We start from the raw sequence: 14,473 nt of genomic DNA, 5'->3' as shown, positions 1-14,473 counted from the left end.
GACCAGACGCTTTCGCGAACCGAAGCGCTTGAGGAAAGTGAGCGACAGTTTCGCGGCCTGGCCGACAACATGAGTCAGTTGGCCTGGATTGCCGATCCTGCCGGCCAGATCTATTGGTACAACGAGCGCTGGTACAGCTACACCGGCACGTCCCACGAAGCGATGATGGCGCTGGGCTGGCGATCGTTGCATCACCCTGATCACCGCCAGCGCGTCGAATCACGCCTGCAGCGCTGCTTTGCGACCGGCTCTCTGTGGGAGGACACCTTCCCGCTACGCGGCAAGGACGGCCAGTACCGCTGGTTCCTGTCCCGCGCGCTGCCGATTCGCGATGAGCTCGGCAACATCACCTATTGGCTGAGCACGAGCACCGACATCACTGCGCAAGTCAGTGCCGAGGACGCCCTGCGCGAACTCAATGAGAGCCTTGAACAGCGCGTGGCAGAACGTACCCGCGAGCTGGCCGAGAGCAACCAGCGTCTGCAGATCGAAATCAGCGAACGCGCCCAGGCCGAAGAAGCCCTGCGCCACGCGCAGAAGATGGACGCCATCGGTCAACTGACCGGGGGTATCGCCCACGACTTCAACAACATGCTGACCGGCGTGCTCGGCGCGCTCGACCTGATTCAGCGTCGCGTCGCTGCGGGGCGCGTGTCTGAGATCGACCGTTACATAGAGGCTGCCATGAGCTCGGCCAACCGCGCCGCCTCGCTCACTCATCGCCTGCTCGCGTTCGCCCGCCGCCAGTCCCTCAACCAGCGCCCCGTCGACGTCAATCACATGGTGACGTCGATGGAGGAACTGCTACGCCGCACCATGGGCGAAAGCATCGAACTGGAAGTCGATCTGCACACGACCTCGTGCATGACCAACACCGATGAGCATCAGCTGGAAAATGCATTGCTCAATCTGGTGATCAACGCCCGGGACGCGATGCCTGAGGGCGGACGGCTGCTGATCCAGACCGAGCTGATCCACAGTCCCTTGTTGCAGGACGCACTGGCGCCGGGCGAGTACGTGCGCCTTCGCGTGCAGGACACCGGCCTGGGGATGTCCAGCGACGTCATCGCGCGGGCCTTCGACCCGTTCTTCACTACCAAGCCGATCGGGCAGGGCACCGGCCTGGGCCTGTCGATGGTCTATGGCTTCATCAACCAGACCGGAGGCCGGGTCAGTATCACCAGCGAAGAAGGGCGCGGCACCCGTATCGATTTGCTCTTGCCCTGCCATCACGACACGGCCGAGCGTCCGCCTGCCGTTGAACGCAGCACCGAGCCGCCTTGCGCCAGCCAGGGCGAGCGCGTGCTGGTGGTCGAAGACGAGCCCGATGTGCGCCTGTTGGTGGTCGATGTGTTGAAAGAGTTGGGGTATCAGGTGGAGGTCGCCTGCGACAGCCATGAAGCGTTGCCCGTTCTGCAAGGCACTGCGTTGATCGATCTGCTGGTGACGGACGTCGGGCTTCCGGGCTTGAACGGCCGCCAACTGGCAGAAGTCGCCCGCCAGCACCGTCCCGGGCTGAAGGTATTGTTCATGACCGGCTATGCGCGCGAGGCGCAAGTGCGCGGGGACTTTCTGGACGATGGCATGGATTTGCTGATCAAACCTTTCAGCATCGACGAACTTGCCCAGCGCGTGCGACGGCTGATCGAGTTTGTCTGAGTGCGCACACTCGGATCACTTGCCCGGCTTCTACCGCTCAGTCCTTTCGGGCGTTCGATCCATCGAACTTGTCTTCGATGACGTCTTCTATTGATTACGCTTCTGGATAGCGAAAACCAATCGTTAGCATGAGGTTTACCAATGGGCCCCGGCGTACGATTTTGCGTAGTATCCTCCCCATCGAATTTGTAGCACCTCTTTTCACAACCCTCAGGAGATTCACCGATGCCTATCATCAACAGCCAAGTCAAACCGTTCACGGCCACTGCTTTCAAGAGCGGCAACTTCGTAGAAGTGTCGGATGCCGACCTGAAAGGCAAATGGTCTGTGGTGTTCTTCTACCCGGCTGACTTCACCTTCGTTTGCCCAACCGAGCTGGAAGACCTGGCCGACAACTACGCCGAGTTCCAGAAGCTGGGCGTCGAGATCTACAGCGTGTCCACTGACACCCATTTTGCCCACGCTGCCTGGCACAACACTTCGCCAGCCATCGGCAAAATCCAGTACACCATGATCGGCGACCCGACCCTGCGTATCTCCCGCAACTTCGACGTGCTGATCGAAGAAGCAGGCCTGGCTGACCGCGGTACGTTCGTGATCAACCCGGAAGGCGAAATCAAAATCGTCGAACTGAACGACGGCGGTGTTGGCCGTGACGCTTCCGAGCTGCTGCGCAAAATCAAGGCCGCTCAGTACGTTGCTGCCCACCCGGGCGAAGTCTGCCCAGCCAAGTGGAAAGAAGGCGAGGCCACTCTGGCACCGTCCCTGGACCTAGTTGGCAAGATCTAAGTCTTCATGACCGGATCGGGGGCGATGAGCCCATAAGCACGTAAACCGCATCGCCCCCAAAAAACGCCCGGGCGGTCATCGTCTGGGCGTTGTTTTTTGTAGAACCAGTCATCCAGATCCTCATAGCGATCTGGACTCAGATAGTGAAGAAGGAAGCCGAACCATGTTGGACGCTAATCTTAAAGCTCAGTTGAAATCTTACCTGGAGCGGATCACTCGCCCGATCGAGATCATTGCGTCCCTTGATGACGGCGCAAAATCCCAGGAAATGCTGGCCCTGCTCAATGACATCGTCAGCAGCTCCGACAAGATCACCCTGGACACCAATGGCAGCGATGCACGCACGCCGTCCTTCGCCCTGAACAGCCCGGGCCAGGACATCAAGCTGCGTTTTGCCGGCTTGCCAATGGGTCACGAATTCACCTCGCTGGTGCTGGCGCTGCTGCAAGTCGGCGGCTACCCGTCCAAGTCCAGCGAAGACACGCTTGAGCAGGCCCGCAGCCTGACCGGCGAGTTCAAATTTCAAACCTACTTCTCGCTGACCTGCCAGAACTGCCCGGACGTGGTCCAGGCGCTCAACCTGCTGGCGGTGCTCAACCCGAACGTGCAGCACGTTGCCATTGAAGGCAGCCTGTTCCAGCAAGAAGTCACCGACCGCCAGATCATGTCGGTGCCCAGCATCTACCTGAACGGCGAGCTGTTCGGCCAGGGGCGCATGAACCTGGAAGAGATTCTGGCGAAGATCGACACCAGTGCCGGTGATCGTCAGGCCGAGAAGCTGAATGCCAAAGAAGCTTTTGACGTGCTCGTGGTCGGCGGTGGCCCGGCCGGTTCTGCCGCAGCGATCTACTCCGCCCGTAAAGGCATCCGCACCGCCGTGGCTGCCGAGCGTTTTGGCGGCCAGGTGCTGGACACCATGGCGATCGAGAACTTCATCTCGATGCAGCACACCGAAGGGCCGAAGCTGGTGGTTGCGCTGGAAGAACACGTCAAGCAATACGAAGTGGACGTCATCAATCTGCAGCGCGGCGAGCAGTTGATTCCGGGTAAAAACGGCGAGCTGCATCAGGTCAAATTCGCCAGCGGCGGCGTGCTCAAAGGCAAGACCGTGATCCTGGCGACCGGCGCACGCTGGCGCGAAATGAACGTGCCGGGCGAGCAGCAATACCGCAACAAGGGCGTGGCGTACTGCCCGCACTGCGACGGTCCGTTGTTCAAAGGGAAGCGCGTCGCGGTCATCGGCGGCGGTAACTCGGGCGTGGAAGCGGCCATCGACCTGGCCGGTATCGTGTCCCACGTCACCTTGCTGGAATTCGACGCCAACCTGCGCGCCGACGCGGTCCTGCAGCGCAAGCTGCACAGCCTGCCCAACGTGACGGTCCTGACCAGCGCGTTGACCACCGAAGTGACCGGCGACGGCCAGAAGGTCAACGGCCTGCGCTACAAGAACCGCCTCACCAGTGAGGACATCACCGTCGAGCTGGAAGGCATCTTCGTGCAGATCGGCCTGCTGCCGAACACCGAGTGGCTCAAGGGCACCGTCGAGCTGTCGCCACGTGGCGAGATTGTCATCGATCAACGCGGTGAAACCTCGATCCCGGGCATCTTCGCGGCCGGCGATGTGACCACTGTGCCGTACAAGCAGATCGTGATTGCAGTCGGCGAGGGCGCCAAAGCGTCGCTCAGCGCTTTCGATCACCTGATCCGCACCAGCGCTCCGGCGTGATATCAGCGGCGTTTTAGTGAGACCGGCTTCAGCCGGGAAGGCGTCGGTAGCCACACTGCAAAACTGATGGCGTTCACACCGGCCTCTTCCTGGCTAAAGCCGGTCCCACTAACGGCAGCCTATGCGCCCAGAGTTGCATCGGTTGTACGCCGACTTGTGGGACCGGCTTCAGCCGGGAAGGCGTCGGTAGCCACTGCAGCAAAACTGATGGCGTTCACACCGGCCTCTTCCCGGCTAAAGCCGGTCCCACTAACGCCAGCCTATTCGTCCAGAGTTGCACCGGGTGTACGCCGACTTGTGGGACCGGCTTTAGCCGGGAAGGCGCCGGTAGCCACACCATCGAACCCATGCTGCAGAAACAAAAAAACCTCATGAGCGATCATGAGTTTTTTTTTGGTCTGTTGTTTATACGTTCATGGGACCACGGAGTCTGCCACCAGGCCGCCATGGTATTCTCGCGCCCGTTTTAATCACCGCCATGGAAACTCCGTGAAATTCATCCATCAACGCGAACACCTGAACGAAGGCGACATGGTGGTGATCGAGTCATCGAACGCCTGCAACATCCGCCTCATGAGTGACGCCAACTTCCGCAGCTTCAAGAACGGCGGTCGGCACACCTATCACGGCGGCGCCTTCGCCCGATTCCCGGCAAAGATCGTGGTGCCCAGCACCGGGTTCTGGAACATCACCCTGGACACCGTCACGCAACGGGCGATCAGCGTGACGCGCAAGCCCAACCTCAAACACTCGATCAAAATCGTGCGCCGGTCAGGCTCCAGACTTCAGCACTGAGTCCCTATGCCCGCTCATTCAATGGCTCCAACCAGGCCCGCTACTCAAGCGGGCCTGACGCGTCGTCAGAGTTTCGGCAGCTGACCGATACGGCCCATCATCTCGGTGACAATCTGCAGGTCCAGCAGAAACTGCTCGGTGGTCTTGAACTCGGCGTCGGTGTGACCGGTGTATTTGACGTCGGGTTTGGCCAGACCAAACTGCACGCCGTTTGGCAGCTCATGCACGGACGTGGCGCCGGCAGAGGTGCCGAACTTATGCTCCATGCCCAGGTTTTCGGTGGCCACGGCCAGCAACGCCTTGACCCACTCGCCCTCCGGGTTGCGGTACATCGGCTCGGCAATCGAGTAATCCAGGCCCGGCGTGATGTGGCTCTGCTGGCTCCAGCTGGTCAGCTTGTCGGCGATTTCTTTTTTCAGCGCTTCCGGTGATTTGCCCCTTGGCACGCGCAGATTGACTGCGAGCTTGAACGCCTTGTCGTCCATCGCCACGTAGGTCAGCGAGGCGGTCAAAGGCCCCATGAACTCGTCGCTGAAGCCGACGCCCAGCTTGCTGCCCAGGTAATCCAGGCCCCAGTTATCTGCGGCGTAGCGCGCGGCGTCGGTGATCGCGTTGTGCTTGAGCGCGACCTTGCCGTCCAGACCGTTGATGAAGTCGAGCATGCGTGCCACCGGGTTGACCCCGGACTCAGGCTCAGAGGAGTGCGCCGACACGCCTGTGACGGTCAGCTTGACGTCCTTGCCGACCACTTCAGTGTCGATCTGGAAATTGCCGCCGTTGCGTTGAGCGTAATCAACGCCGGCTTTCTTCAACTCGGCTGCGAGCTCGGCCGGACGATCGCTGACCAGTGTCGCGACCGACTTCGACGGGATCTGATTGGTCGCCATGCCACCGGTCATCGAGGTGATTTCGGCGCCCGTGCCGTCGGCGCTGCGCAGCGGGAAGCTGGCCATGACCGTGCCGTAGCCTTTTTCCGCGATCACCACCGGGTAGCTGCCATCGAGCGCCAGGTTGTAGGCCGGCGTCGGGTTGCGCTCGAAGTAATAGGGAATGGCGTCGCCGGAGGTTTCTTCGGTGGTGTCGATCAGCAGCTTGAAATTCCGTGCCAGGGGCAGCTTCTCTTCCTTGATCACCTTCATCGCGTAGAGCGCGACGACGATGCCGTTCTTGTCATCCTCGGTGCCGCGCCCGTACATGCGGTCGCCGATCAGGGTGACTTTGAACGGATCGAGCCGGGTGCCGTCAGCCAGCACCCAGTTTTCCGGAGTGACCGGGACGACATCGGCATGGGCGTGAATCCCCACCACTTCCGGGCTCGAGCCTTCCAGAGAAACCTCATACACGCGGTTGTCGATGTTGCGGAAGGTCAGGTCGAAGGACTGCGCGAGGGCTTTGATTTTTTCGGCAATCTTGATGAACGCCGGGTTGTCATGCTGCGCCACACCGGCGGTCTGGAACGTGGGAATGGCGACCAGCTCGCGCAGGGTTTCGGTGGCGGCGCTGCCGTATTTCACCCGCGCGTACACGCCCAGCAGGCGATGGATGTCGTTCTGCTCATCGGCGGAGAGTTTTTTGTTGCCGAGAAAGGCGCTGATGGCCGGCTCGATCCCGGCGGCTTTGACGACGTCAGTGCTGCTGACGGTCTTGAGGAACTGGCGGAAGTCGGTGACGGCGTTCTGTTTAAAACTCCCGACCAGCACGCTGCTCTGTTGCGCGGTGAGGTTGGCGAACGCAGCGGGCGCGAAGGAGGAAACGCCGGCGAACATCAAGGTGGCGGCGGCGAAGTGCTTGAGCGAAAAGTCCATTGTGTGGGGCATTCCTTGGCAGGCATGTTGAAAGAAATGGCTGATCGTTCGATCAGAAACCACCGCACGCTACCATCGCCGGCGGAGCAGGGGGAGTCCTCATGCTGACATCTGTCGCCTTGGCGGGTGAAAGCGGCGCAGAAGCATAAAAGACCTGAGCGGTGGAAGGACCTGAAAAATAGGCGCAAGGCGGGCTGACGCGCAGCGCTCGACCGTCTACGCTCACGGCGCAGCGCACGGCATGGTGTCGACGTACATGGTTTTCCGCAGCCGCACACCGTTCAGGCGCGACCGCGCCAGGCGTCTTCAATAAGGAACTCCATGAAACTGCGTCATTATGCTGACCGGACGCTGTGCGCGTTGCTGGTCATGATAAGTGTGGGACTGTGCCAGGCGGCAGAGCAGCAACGCGTGAACATCGGCTCATTGAACATGACCGGCGGCAAGCTCACTCAATGCACGCTCGGGTACCGCACCTATGGGAAGCTGGCGGCCGATCAGGGCAACGTGGTCCTGGTGCCGACCTGGCTGGCCGGGCGAACAGCCGATCAGCTGGACATGATCGGTCCCGGCAAGCTGGTCGACACGGATCGCTGGTACGTCGTGGCGATCGACGCGATTGGCAATGGCGTTTCGTGCTCGCCATCCAATAGCGCGAGCGCGCCGCGCCTGAATTTCCCCACGTTCGGCATTCGCGACATGGTCAAGGCGCAGCATCGGTTGCTCGCGATGTACCTGGGCATTGACCACGCACACGCCATTGTCGGCATTTCCATGGGCGGCATGCAGGCGTTGCAGTGGGCGGTGATGTACCCGGACTTCGCCAGCAAAGTGGTGACCATCGTCTCCACGCCTCAACCGACCGAGCACGATTTGCAGGCGTGGAACGCCGAACTCGCCGCCATCGAACACGCGGCCGGCTGGAACGACGGTAACTATGCGCCAGGCACGGTATTCCGGCAGCTGACGGCCCTGCACAACGCTTACCTCTGGACCCCCGAGCGTGCTGCCGTCAAAGCCGTGGCGAGCAGGCCTGCCCCGGCGGGGAAGCCGCCTGATGCTGCCGTCAGCCAGCCCTTCAGCACCGTCGACTGGTATCGCCAGCTGCAGGCGATGACGTCTTTCGACCTGTTGCATCACGACGACATGGCCGGACTGGCCGGCAAGATCAAGGCGCAACTGCTGATCATTACCTCTGAACAAGACCGCATGGTGGACCCGGCGCCGTCCAAGGCGCTGGCGGCGCAAAAGGGCGCGCGGTTGCTGGTGCTCAACAACGACTGCGGACACATGGCGCCGGCCTGTGAAGCGGACAAGGTGAATGAGACGGTGAAGGCGTTTCTCAGATAGAGCGTCGCCCTGGGGTTGTCATGCGCGCGCGGGCCACTGCGGCAAAGCGGCGGCGAGCCTCTGCCGCAAGACGGCAAGCATTCTTCGCTTTCTTCGTCCGTCATGGCGGGGGGCGTGGGGTGCAGCCTGGCATGCAGACCAGCGCCCACGGGCGTTTCAGGGCAACAGGCAGTAAGTGGCATCGGTTTTGCTGCTGTCGGGGTACATCGGACAACCTGAACAGGAGGTGAAAGATGTTGATCGGCAACAGTGCCATCCAGCAATTCGTGTCGAAGGCCGTGAGCCACACGCGTTTCGACACGCCAGACACAGATGCCTACACCGCCGCCATGGCCGGCGCCGCCACACCCGTGGCGGCGATTGCGAGCAATGGTGAAGGCGCGGCGCAAAGCAGTAACGACGGCAGGCAGGGCTACGACGAGTCATTTGCGAAAATGATGGTGAACCTGAAGGCAGCTTCCGCCAACACGGCGGCGTCGATCACCGACGATGACAAGGCGGCGGCCGCGGCCGCGTTTGTGTCCAGCGCCGACAAGCAGGTCGCGGCGTCTGACAGCGTCAGCAAAACCGTCTCCGATGCGTTGTCAGCCAGTGATGGCGCAGCCGGTTCTGACAGTAGCGACTCGGTGAAGGATCAGTTTCTGTCGTACATGAACCAGACAGACGCAGAGAAGGTCCGCCAGCGATTGACCGGGGTCAGCAAGGCGGAATACGACGCCATGACCCCGCAGGAGCAGGCGGCGGTCGACAAGCAGGTGACCGAGCTGCAAAAGCAGAAGACCGACCAACAGGTTGCTGAGCAGGAGGTGAAGACCAAAATCGCCATGGCGAAGGCGGAAATGGCTTAACCGTGATGAGTATCGGAGCGGGAGAGGCTGGCTTCGTCAGGCTCCTTCGCTCCGGTCTACTCCGGTCTCGCCCCGTAAGCCTTGCGGTCAGCCTGCACCGAGCGGTCTATCGTCACTCAAACCCGACCGAGCTTTTCCAGCGCAGCATCGGCCAGAAATGACGAGCGGCTTTTGACGTTGTGGTCTCGAACATAACGGTCGATGCGCTGGATGACAAAGCCGGGCAAGGTGACATTGACCTTCTCGGTCTTGCCCAGATAAGGGGTAATGTCGACCTCGACCATGCCCCAACCCATATTCGCGTAGTCCTCATGCTCATGATGCGCGCGGGCCGAAGACGGCATGGGTACGGCATGACCGTCCGCCACCAACTCTTCAAGTCGTATATGAGCGATCTCGACGGCAGCGTTGTAAGCCTCTTCAAACGTGTCGCCGGCAGTCACCGCCCCGGGAATGTCCGGAATATAGATCCCGATAGCCGTCGTATCGTCGCCCCATTCAATGGCGATTGGATATTGCATGGTGTGCTCCTGCGTTAGGATCAGGTCGGTGCCATGGGGGATAAGCATGCCCGCCTCCTGATGCTCTTTACTGTTCCGATGGGTAGGTCCTTCTTCGGATGAGGGACCGGGATGGAGTACGAACTGCACGGATGCGTATAAATGTGATCGCTGCCTCGTATCCGGGCTAACGTCCAGCCCGCTGCCTCTAATTCTGCTATCAATTCCCTGCTCTTCACCAGCAGCTCCCTTTGTGGTGTGGGGGAGAAGGGTGAAACCAAGTCGATGTTAGAGCAATGAAGAAGATGTATCTAGAGTTATGAATGGCTTAAAAGTAGATCGCCTCGCAGACGCTTGGACATTGCGATGCCTCCCACAGTAAGGGTTCCTAACCGCTGATTCTGCAGTGTCGGGCATTCAGGCCTGGGGAAGCGACGCGGAGCGTGGGAACGATCAATCACGCGCAGTCAGTGGAACCGGCTTCAGCCGGGAAGCTTTCGCTTTGCCTTTGCCTTTGCCTTTGCCTTTGCGTTTTCGACGCGGCAGTCCAGTCACCGCCAAACGCGACTTGGGTGCAGGCTGAACGCAGACGACGCGCAGTGGGCCGAGCGGCATGGATGCCGCGAGAGCGCCGCTAGGACATGGATGTCCGTTCGGCGCGGGCCCACGGAGCGTCGTCGAAGTGAGGGTATTCCGACGAAGGAGGAACCCAACCAGGAGCAGGGCCTTTTTGGTTACTTTTTCGGCTCTTGGAAAAAGTGACCCGCCGTAAGGGCGGAACCATAATCCCAGCGCGCCTAAACAATGGATATGACCCGATAACCCGGCGCACTGCTCTTAGAAGCAGAAACCTAGACGACCTCAGCCCGATAGGGCAGATCCGGCCCCTCACGCGTACACGTCACCGCCGCCGCTGCCACCGCAAACTCCAGCATCTTCGTCAGCGTCTCGCGATCCACCCCCGCCAGACTGCCCGGCTCATCCAGACCGCGCTCCGTCAAAAACGCAATCAACGCCGCCTGGAACGTATCACCCGCACCCACCGTATCCACCGTGTCCACCTTGCGCGCCGCCACGGTCCAGCTGCCCAGCGCCCGGGTAAATATCGTTGCCCCCTGACGACCCCGGGTCATGATCACCCACTGGCAATTGTGCTTGAGCCAACCCTCGGCAACCGTTGCCGCGTCCTTCTCCGGATACAACAACTCCAGGTCCTCATCACTGACCTTGATGACGTGCGCATGCTCGGCAAACTTCGCCACCTGACCGCGCCACAACTCAATGCTTGGCGCCGGATTCAAGCGCACGTTGGGATCAAAGGTGATCAACCGCCTGCCGCTCTCGCGACGGACCAGCGTCAGCAACGCATCGGCAACGGGCTGCACCACCAGCGAAAACGAACCCACATGCAGCCCGCGCACACCCTCGTCCAGCGTCGGCAGATGCTCGACCGTCAGCATCCGGTCCGCGCAGCCCTCGCCGCGAAAGCTGTACTGCGGCGAGCCGTCCGCGCCCACCGCCACCATCGACAGGGTGGTTGGCGCATCGACGTGCACCAGAAAGTCATCGCGCACGCCTTCTTCGGCAAGCACCGTGGCCAGACGTTTGCCCAGGTAGTCGCTGGAAATACCGGCGAAGAAACCGGCATCAATGCCCAGCCTGCGCAGCCCCACGGCAACGTTGAACGGCGAACCGCCGGCGATGGCCTGGAACCCTACTTTGTTGCTTTGTCCGCTGTCGGGCTGACAGAAAAAGTCGAACAGTGCTTCGCCACAAACCAGATACATAGTTGCTCCATAAAGGCCGACAGGGCTGTCCGTCAGAGGCCCTGCAATTGAGTGCGATAGTGCTGATAAACCGTGTGGTACGCCGCAACGTGTTCGGCCACCGGCCGGGTTTCGCTGTTCGGATCCAGACTGACGCAACGCTCGGTCAGCGCCTGCAGCGATTCCCCGTCACCCTCGGCATGGCCATGGCACCACGCCGCCTGAATCGCTGCGCCCAGGGCTGCCGCTTCGGCGCCGAGGGTGCAGATGACCGGCGTGTCCATGATATCGGCAACGATCTGTCGCCAGACGGCGCTTTTTGCGCCACCACCGATCAGGCGGATGTTATCGCTTTTGATGCCGCTGTCACGCAGCAGGTCCAGGCCATAACGCAGGCCGAAGGTGGTGCCCTCGACCACCGCGCGGCAGAGATTGGCCTGGGTCAGGTTGGTGCTGTCCAGGCCCAGGATGCTCCCCGTGGCGTGGGGCAGGGCGGGCACCCGTTCGCCGTTGAGAAACGGTAGGACGAGCACGCCCTGGGCGCCGATCGGCGACGAGGCCACCGCCGCGTTGAACGCGCCGATGTCCATCGCAAACAGCTCGCGGATGGCACTGGTGGCGTTGGTCAGGTTCATGGTGCAGATCAGTGGGAGCCAGCCGCCTGAGGAAGAACAGAAGGTCGCCACGGACGGCTGATCGCTGACATTGCCCGCCTCGGCGAAAGCGTAGACCGTGCCCGAGGAGCCCAGGCTCATGGTGATCGAGCCCGGGGCGATATTGCCGGTGCCTATCGCGCCCATCATGTTGTCGCCGCCGCCGCTTGAAACGATGGCATGAGGATTCAGGCCCAGGCGTTCGGCGATGGCGGGAAGAATCCTGCCCACCGGCTGATGCGCTTCGATGAGCTCCGGCAGCGCCTTCAGCAGTCGGCCGCTGGGGTCGATGTGCTGGAGGATGTCCAGGTCCCACTCGCGGGTGCGCACGTTGAAATAACCGGTGCCGGATGCGTCGCCAAACTCGCTGCAGCTGCGCCCGGTCAGCCAGTAATTGAGGTAGTCGTGGGGCAGCAGCACTTTGTCGATACGGGCGAACAGCTCGGGGAACTGTTCCTTGGTCCACAGCAGTTTGGAAACCGTGTAACCCGGCGCGATGGCGATGCCCAGGCGTTCGAGCGAGCCGGCTTCGCCACCCAGATAGCTCAACAGCCGATCGTTTTCAGGCGTGGACTCGGTGTCGCACCACAACTTGGCCGGGCGCAGCACGTGGCCCGTTTCGTCGAGCATGACCAGACCGTGTTGCTGGCCTGAAACGCCGATGGCCTGGATGTCCGTCCCGGAAACCCCGGCCTGCTCCAACGCAGCGGCCGTTGCCTGCTCGAACGCGTCGAGCCATTCCTGCACGTCCTGTTCGCGGCGCCCATTGGCGCCGCTGATCATGTGGTGGGCGCCCGAGCCTTCGCCCAGCACCTTGCCGCTGACTGCATCCAGAACAATCGCCTTGGTGCCTTGGGTGCCGCAATCGATGCCGAGAAACATGTCCACCTCAGACGGCTTTCGCCAACAGGTTTTCCAGGGTTTTGCTGACGCCCAACTGCTTCAGGCTGTTCAGGTTGTGCTCGAACGATGCCACGAACTCGGGCGACTGGGGAATCGCCGCGCCGAAGATTTCTTCCACCTCCAGCAGACGCTGGGTGATCACCACATCATCGGCCACCAGCGCCTTGCAGAAGTCCGCGCGCGGGTCGACCACCGTGTAGGGAACGCCGTTTTCGCCGGTGAAATCGCCGGTCCGGTTGCCCTGCAGGTACAGCGCCCAGGCCGCGACCACCAGCGAGGCACGGTCCATATTGCCGCTGTCGACGATCAGACGGTTGAGGGTCGGCACGGTGAATTTCGGAAATTTCGAGGAGCCGTCGGAGCACACGCGTTCGAGCTGGTCGGCGATGGCCTGATTGGAAAAACGATCGATCAGCGTCTGCTTGTAGTCGGTCAGGTCGATGCCCGGGACCGGTGCCAGTTGCGGCGTTACGTCCAGGTCCATGTAGGTGCGGATGTAGTCCACGAACAGCGGGTCGTTCATGGTTTCGTGGACGAACCGATAGCCTTTCAATGCGCCGAGGTAGGTCAGCGCCAGGTGGCTGCCGTTGAGCAGCTTGATCTTCATCTCTTCATAAGGGGTGACGTCGTCGGTGAACTGCACGCCGACCTTTTCCCAGGCCGGGCGACCGTTGACGAACTTGTCTTCCAGCACCCATTGCACGAAGGGTTCGCAGACCACTGGCCAGGCGTCGTCGATGCCTTTTTCGTCGTGCAGTTGCAGGCGGTGGGCGGTGCTGGTCATCGGCGTGATGCGGTCGACCATGGCGTTGGGGAAGCTGACGTTGTCCGCGATCCAGTCGTGCAGCTCCGGGTCGCGCAGTTGGGCAAACGCCAACAGCGCCTTGCGTGTCACGGCGCCGTTGTGCGGCAGGTTATCGCAGGACATCAGGGTGAACGCCGGTGTGCCTTCGGCGCGGCGTCGGGTCAGGGCGGCGCACAGATACCCGAACACGGTTTTCGGCGTGGCGGGGTGTGCAAGGTCGTACTGGATCTGCGGCAGGTGGCTCATGAATTCGCCGGTGCTGTCGTCGATGCAGTAGCCGCCCTCGGTAATGGTCAGCGAGACGATGCGGATGTCCGGACTGGCGAGCTTGTCGATCAGCACCAGATCACTGTCAGTGGACATGAGCATCTCGCTCATCGCGCCAATGATGCGGGTTTCGGTGTCCGGCGTGTCGCCCAGTTCAAACAACGTGTACAGGAAATCCTGGCCTTTGAGCGCTTCGAAGTTACCGCGATCTTCCTCGCGCAGGCTGACCCCGCAAATGGCCCAATCCAGGCCCTCGCCGCTGTGCGCTTGCGCCCCGAGGGACATCAGCGCGTCGGTGTAGAACGCCTGGTGGGCACGGTGAAAACCGCCGACGCCGATGTGCACGATGCCTTGGCGGCGGTCGTCGAGGGTGTAGGCAGGGACGGCAATGCCGGCGCCCAGGTTAGGCAGGTTCTGTTTGCTCAGTTTCATGTGGGTGTTCCCGAATTCTGTGGAGGGCAACGGCTCAGGCAGCAGCCTGCAGCGCGCGGCGGATGACTTGGCCCTGGGCGTCGAACAGGTGGCAATGCGCGCTGTTGAGGTGCAGCTTCAGGGTTTCGCCGTACTGGCTGGCCAGGTCCCCGCGTATGCGCATGGTCAGCGGTTC

The 14,473-nt window shown here is 61.5% G+C and carries 11 protein-coding genes and 2 pseudogenes; 6 read left to right on the top strand and 7 right to left on the bottom strand.

Annotated features, from left to right (window positions below; genetic code table 11):
* From VF672_RS10805 to VF672_RS10790, 4 genes and pseudogenes are all read left to right on the top strand, one after another.
* A pseudogene (locus VF672_RS10805) lies at positions 1-1,659 on the top strand (ATP-binding protein); the annotation flags it as partial.
* Between the two features lie 225 nt (positions 1,660-1,884).
* On the top strand, positions 1,885-2,448 hold the full coding sequence (gene ahpC / locus VF672_RS10800) for an alkyl hydroperoxide reductase subunit C (RefSeq protein ID WP_331104516.1): 564 nt from the start codon (positions 1,885-1,887) through the stop codon (positions 2,446-2,448).
* A 163-nt stretch (positions 2,449-2,611) separates the two neighbouring features.
* Positions 2,612-4,174: an alkyl hydroperoxide reductase subunit F gene (gene ahpF / locus VF672_RS10795; RefSeq protein WP_331104514.1), complete on the top strand. Its 1,563-nt coding sequence runs from the start codon at positions 2,612-2,614 to the stop codon at positions 4,172-4,174.
* A gap of 489 nt (positions 4,175-4,663) precedes the next feature.
* Positions 4,664-4,969 (top strand): DUF1883 domain-containing protein, encoded by a 306-nt coding sequence (locus tag VF672_RS10790; protein ID WP_331104512.1) that lies wholly within the window; start codon positions 4,664-4,666, stop codon positions 4,967-4,969.
* Positions 4,970-5,034: 65 nt separating this feature from the next.
* Here VF672_RS10790 and VF672_RS10785 read toward each other — a convergent pair whose 3' ends face one another.
* Complete coding sequence (locus tag VF672_RS10785) at positions 5,035-6,774, bottom strand: dipeptidase (RefSeq protein ID WP_331104510.1); 1,740 nt, start codon at positions 6,772-6,774, stop codon at positions 5,035-5,037.
* A 321-nt stretch (positions 6,775-7,095) separates the two neighbouring features.
* Here VF672_RS10785 and VF672_RS10780 point away from each other — a divergent pair, with 321 nt between their 5' ends.
* A complete protein-coding gene (locus VF672_RS10780) occupies positions 7,096-8,124 on the top strand; it encodes an alpha/beta fold hydrolase (protein WP_331104508.1) in 1,029 nt (342 codons plus the stop codon).
* A 233-nt stretch (positions 8,125-8,357) separates the two neighbouring features.
* Positions 8,358-8,972, top strand: coding sequence for a hypothetical protein (locus tag VF672_RS10775; protein WP_331104506.1), 615 nt, complete (start codon positions 8,358-8,360; stop codon positions 8,970-8,972).
* A 116-nt stretch (positions 8,973-9,088) separates the two neighbouring features.
* Here the strand turns inward: VF672_RS10775 and VF672_RS10770 are convergent, their stop codons facing one another.
* From VF672_RS10770 to VF672_RS10745, 6 genes and pseudogenes are all read right to left on the bottom strand, one after another.
* Positions 9,089-9,493, bottom strand: coding sequence for a type II toxin-antitoxin system HicB family antitoxin (locus tag VF672_RS10770; protein ID WP_331104504.1), 405 nt, complete (start codon positions 9,491-9,493; stop codon positions 9,089-9,091).
* A gap of 20 nt (positions 9,494-9,513) precedes the next feature.
* Complete coding sequence (locus VF672_RS10765; protein ID WP_331104502.1) at positions 9,514-9,711, bottom strand: type II toxin-antitoxin system HicA family toxin; 198 nt, start codon at positions 9,709-9,711, stop codon at positions 9,514-9,516.
* 612 nt (positions 9,712-10,323) lie between these two features.
* Positions 10,324-11,259, bottom strand: a complete 936-nt coding sequence (locus tag VF672_RS10760) for a carbohydrate kinase (protein ID WP_331104500.1) — start codon at positions 11,257-11,259, stop codon at positions 10,324-10,326.
* A 32-nt stretch (positions 11,260-11,291) separates the two neighbouring features.
* Positions 11,292-12,773 (bottom strand): xylulokinase, encoded by a 1,482-nt coding sequence (gene xylB / locus VF672_RS10755; protein WP_331104498.1) that lies wholly within the window; start codon positions 12,771-12,773, stop codon positions 11,292-11,294.
* Positions 12,774-12,780: 7 nt separating this feature from the next.
* Complete coding sequence (locus tag VF672_RS10750; RefSeq protein WP_331104496.1) at positions 12,781-14,298, bottom strand: mannitol dehydrogenase family protein; 1,518 nt, start codon at positions 14,296-14,298, stop codon at positions 12,781-12,783.
* A 34-nt stretch (positions 14,299-14,332) separates the two neighbouring features.
* A pseudogene (locus VF672_RS10745) lies at positions 14,333-14,473 on the bottom strand (ABC transporter ATP-binding protein); the annotation flags it as partial.

It is taken from the genome of Pseudomonas sp., from assembly GCF_036387035.1.
Taxonomy (GTDB): Bacteria; Pseudomonadota; Gammaproteobacteria; order Pseudomonadales; family Pseudomonadaceae; genus Aquipseudomonas.
The sequence above is the reverse complement of the archived record's forward strand: the minus strand, read 5'-3'. Positions and strand labels throughout refer to the sequence as shown.

What these genes read in the sequence shown, in the direction of transcription:
- VF672_RS10770 (WP_331104504.1), bottom strand. Translation starts at nt 9,493, where the DNA reads ATGCAATATCCAATCGCCATTGAATGGGGCGACGATACGACGGCTATC.
- VF672_RS10780 (WP_331104508.1), top strand. Translation starts at nt 7,096, where the DNA reads ATGAAACTGCGTCATTATGCTGACCGGACGCTGTGCGCGTTGCTGGTC.
- VF672_RS10760 (WP_331104500.1), bottom strand. Translation starts at nt 11,259, where the DNA reads ATGTATCTGGTTTGTGGCGAAGCACTGTTCGACTTTTTCTGTCAGCCC.
- ahpF (WP_331104514.1), top strand. Translation starts at nt 2,612, where the DNA reads ATGTTGGACGCTAATCTTAAAGCTCAGTTGAAATCTTACCTGGAGCGG.
- ahpC (WP_331104516.1), top strand. Translation starts at nt 1,885, where the DNA reads ATGCCTATCATCAACAGCCAAGTCAAACCGTTCACGGCCACTGCTTTC.
- VF672_RS10785 (WP_331104510.1), bottom strand. Translation starts at nt 6,774, where the DNA reads ATGGACTTTTCGCTCAAGCACTTCGCCGCCGCCACCTTGATGTTCGCC.
- VF672_RS10750 (WP_331104496.1), bottom strand. Translation starts at nt 14,298, where the DNA reads ATGAAACTGAGCAAACAGAACCTGCCTAACCTGGGCGCCGGCATTGCC.
- xylB (WP_331104498.1), bottom strand. Translation starts at nt 12,773, where the DNA reads ATGTTTCTCGGCATCGATTGCGGCACCCAAGGCACCAAGGCGATTGTT.
- VF672_RS10775 (WP_331104506.1), top strand. Translation starts at nt 8,358, where the DNA reads ATGTTGATCGGCAACAGTGCCATCCAGCAATTCGTGTCGAAGGCCGTG.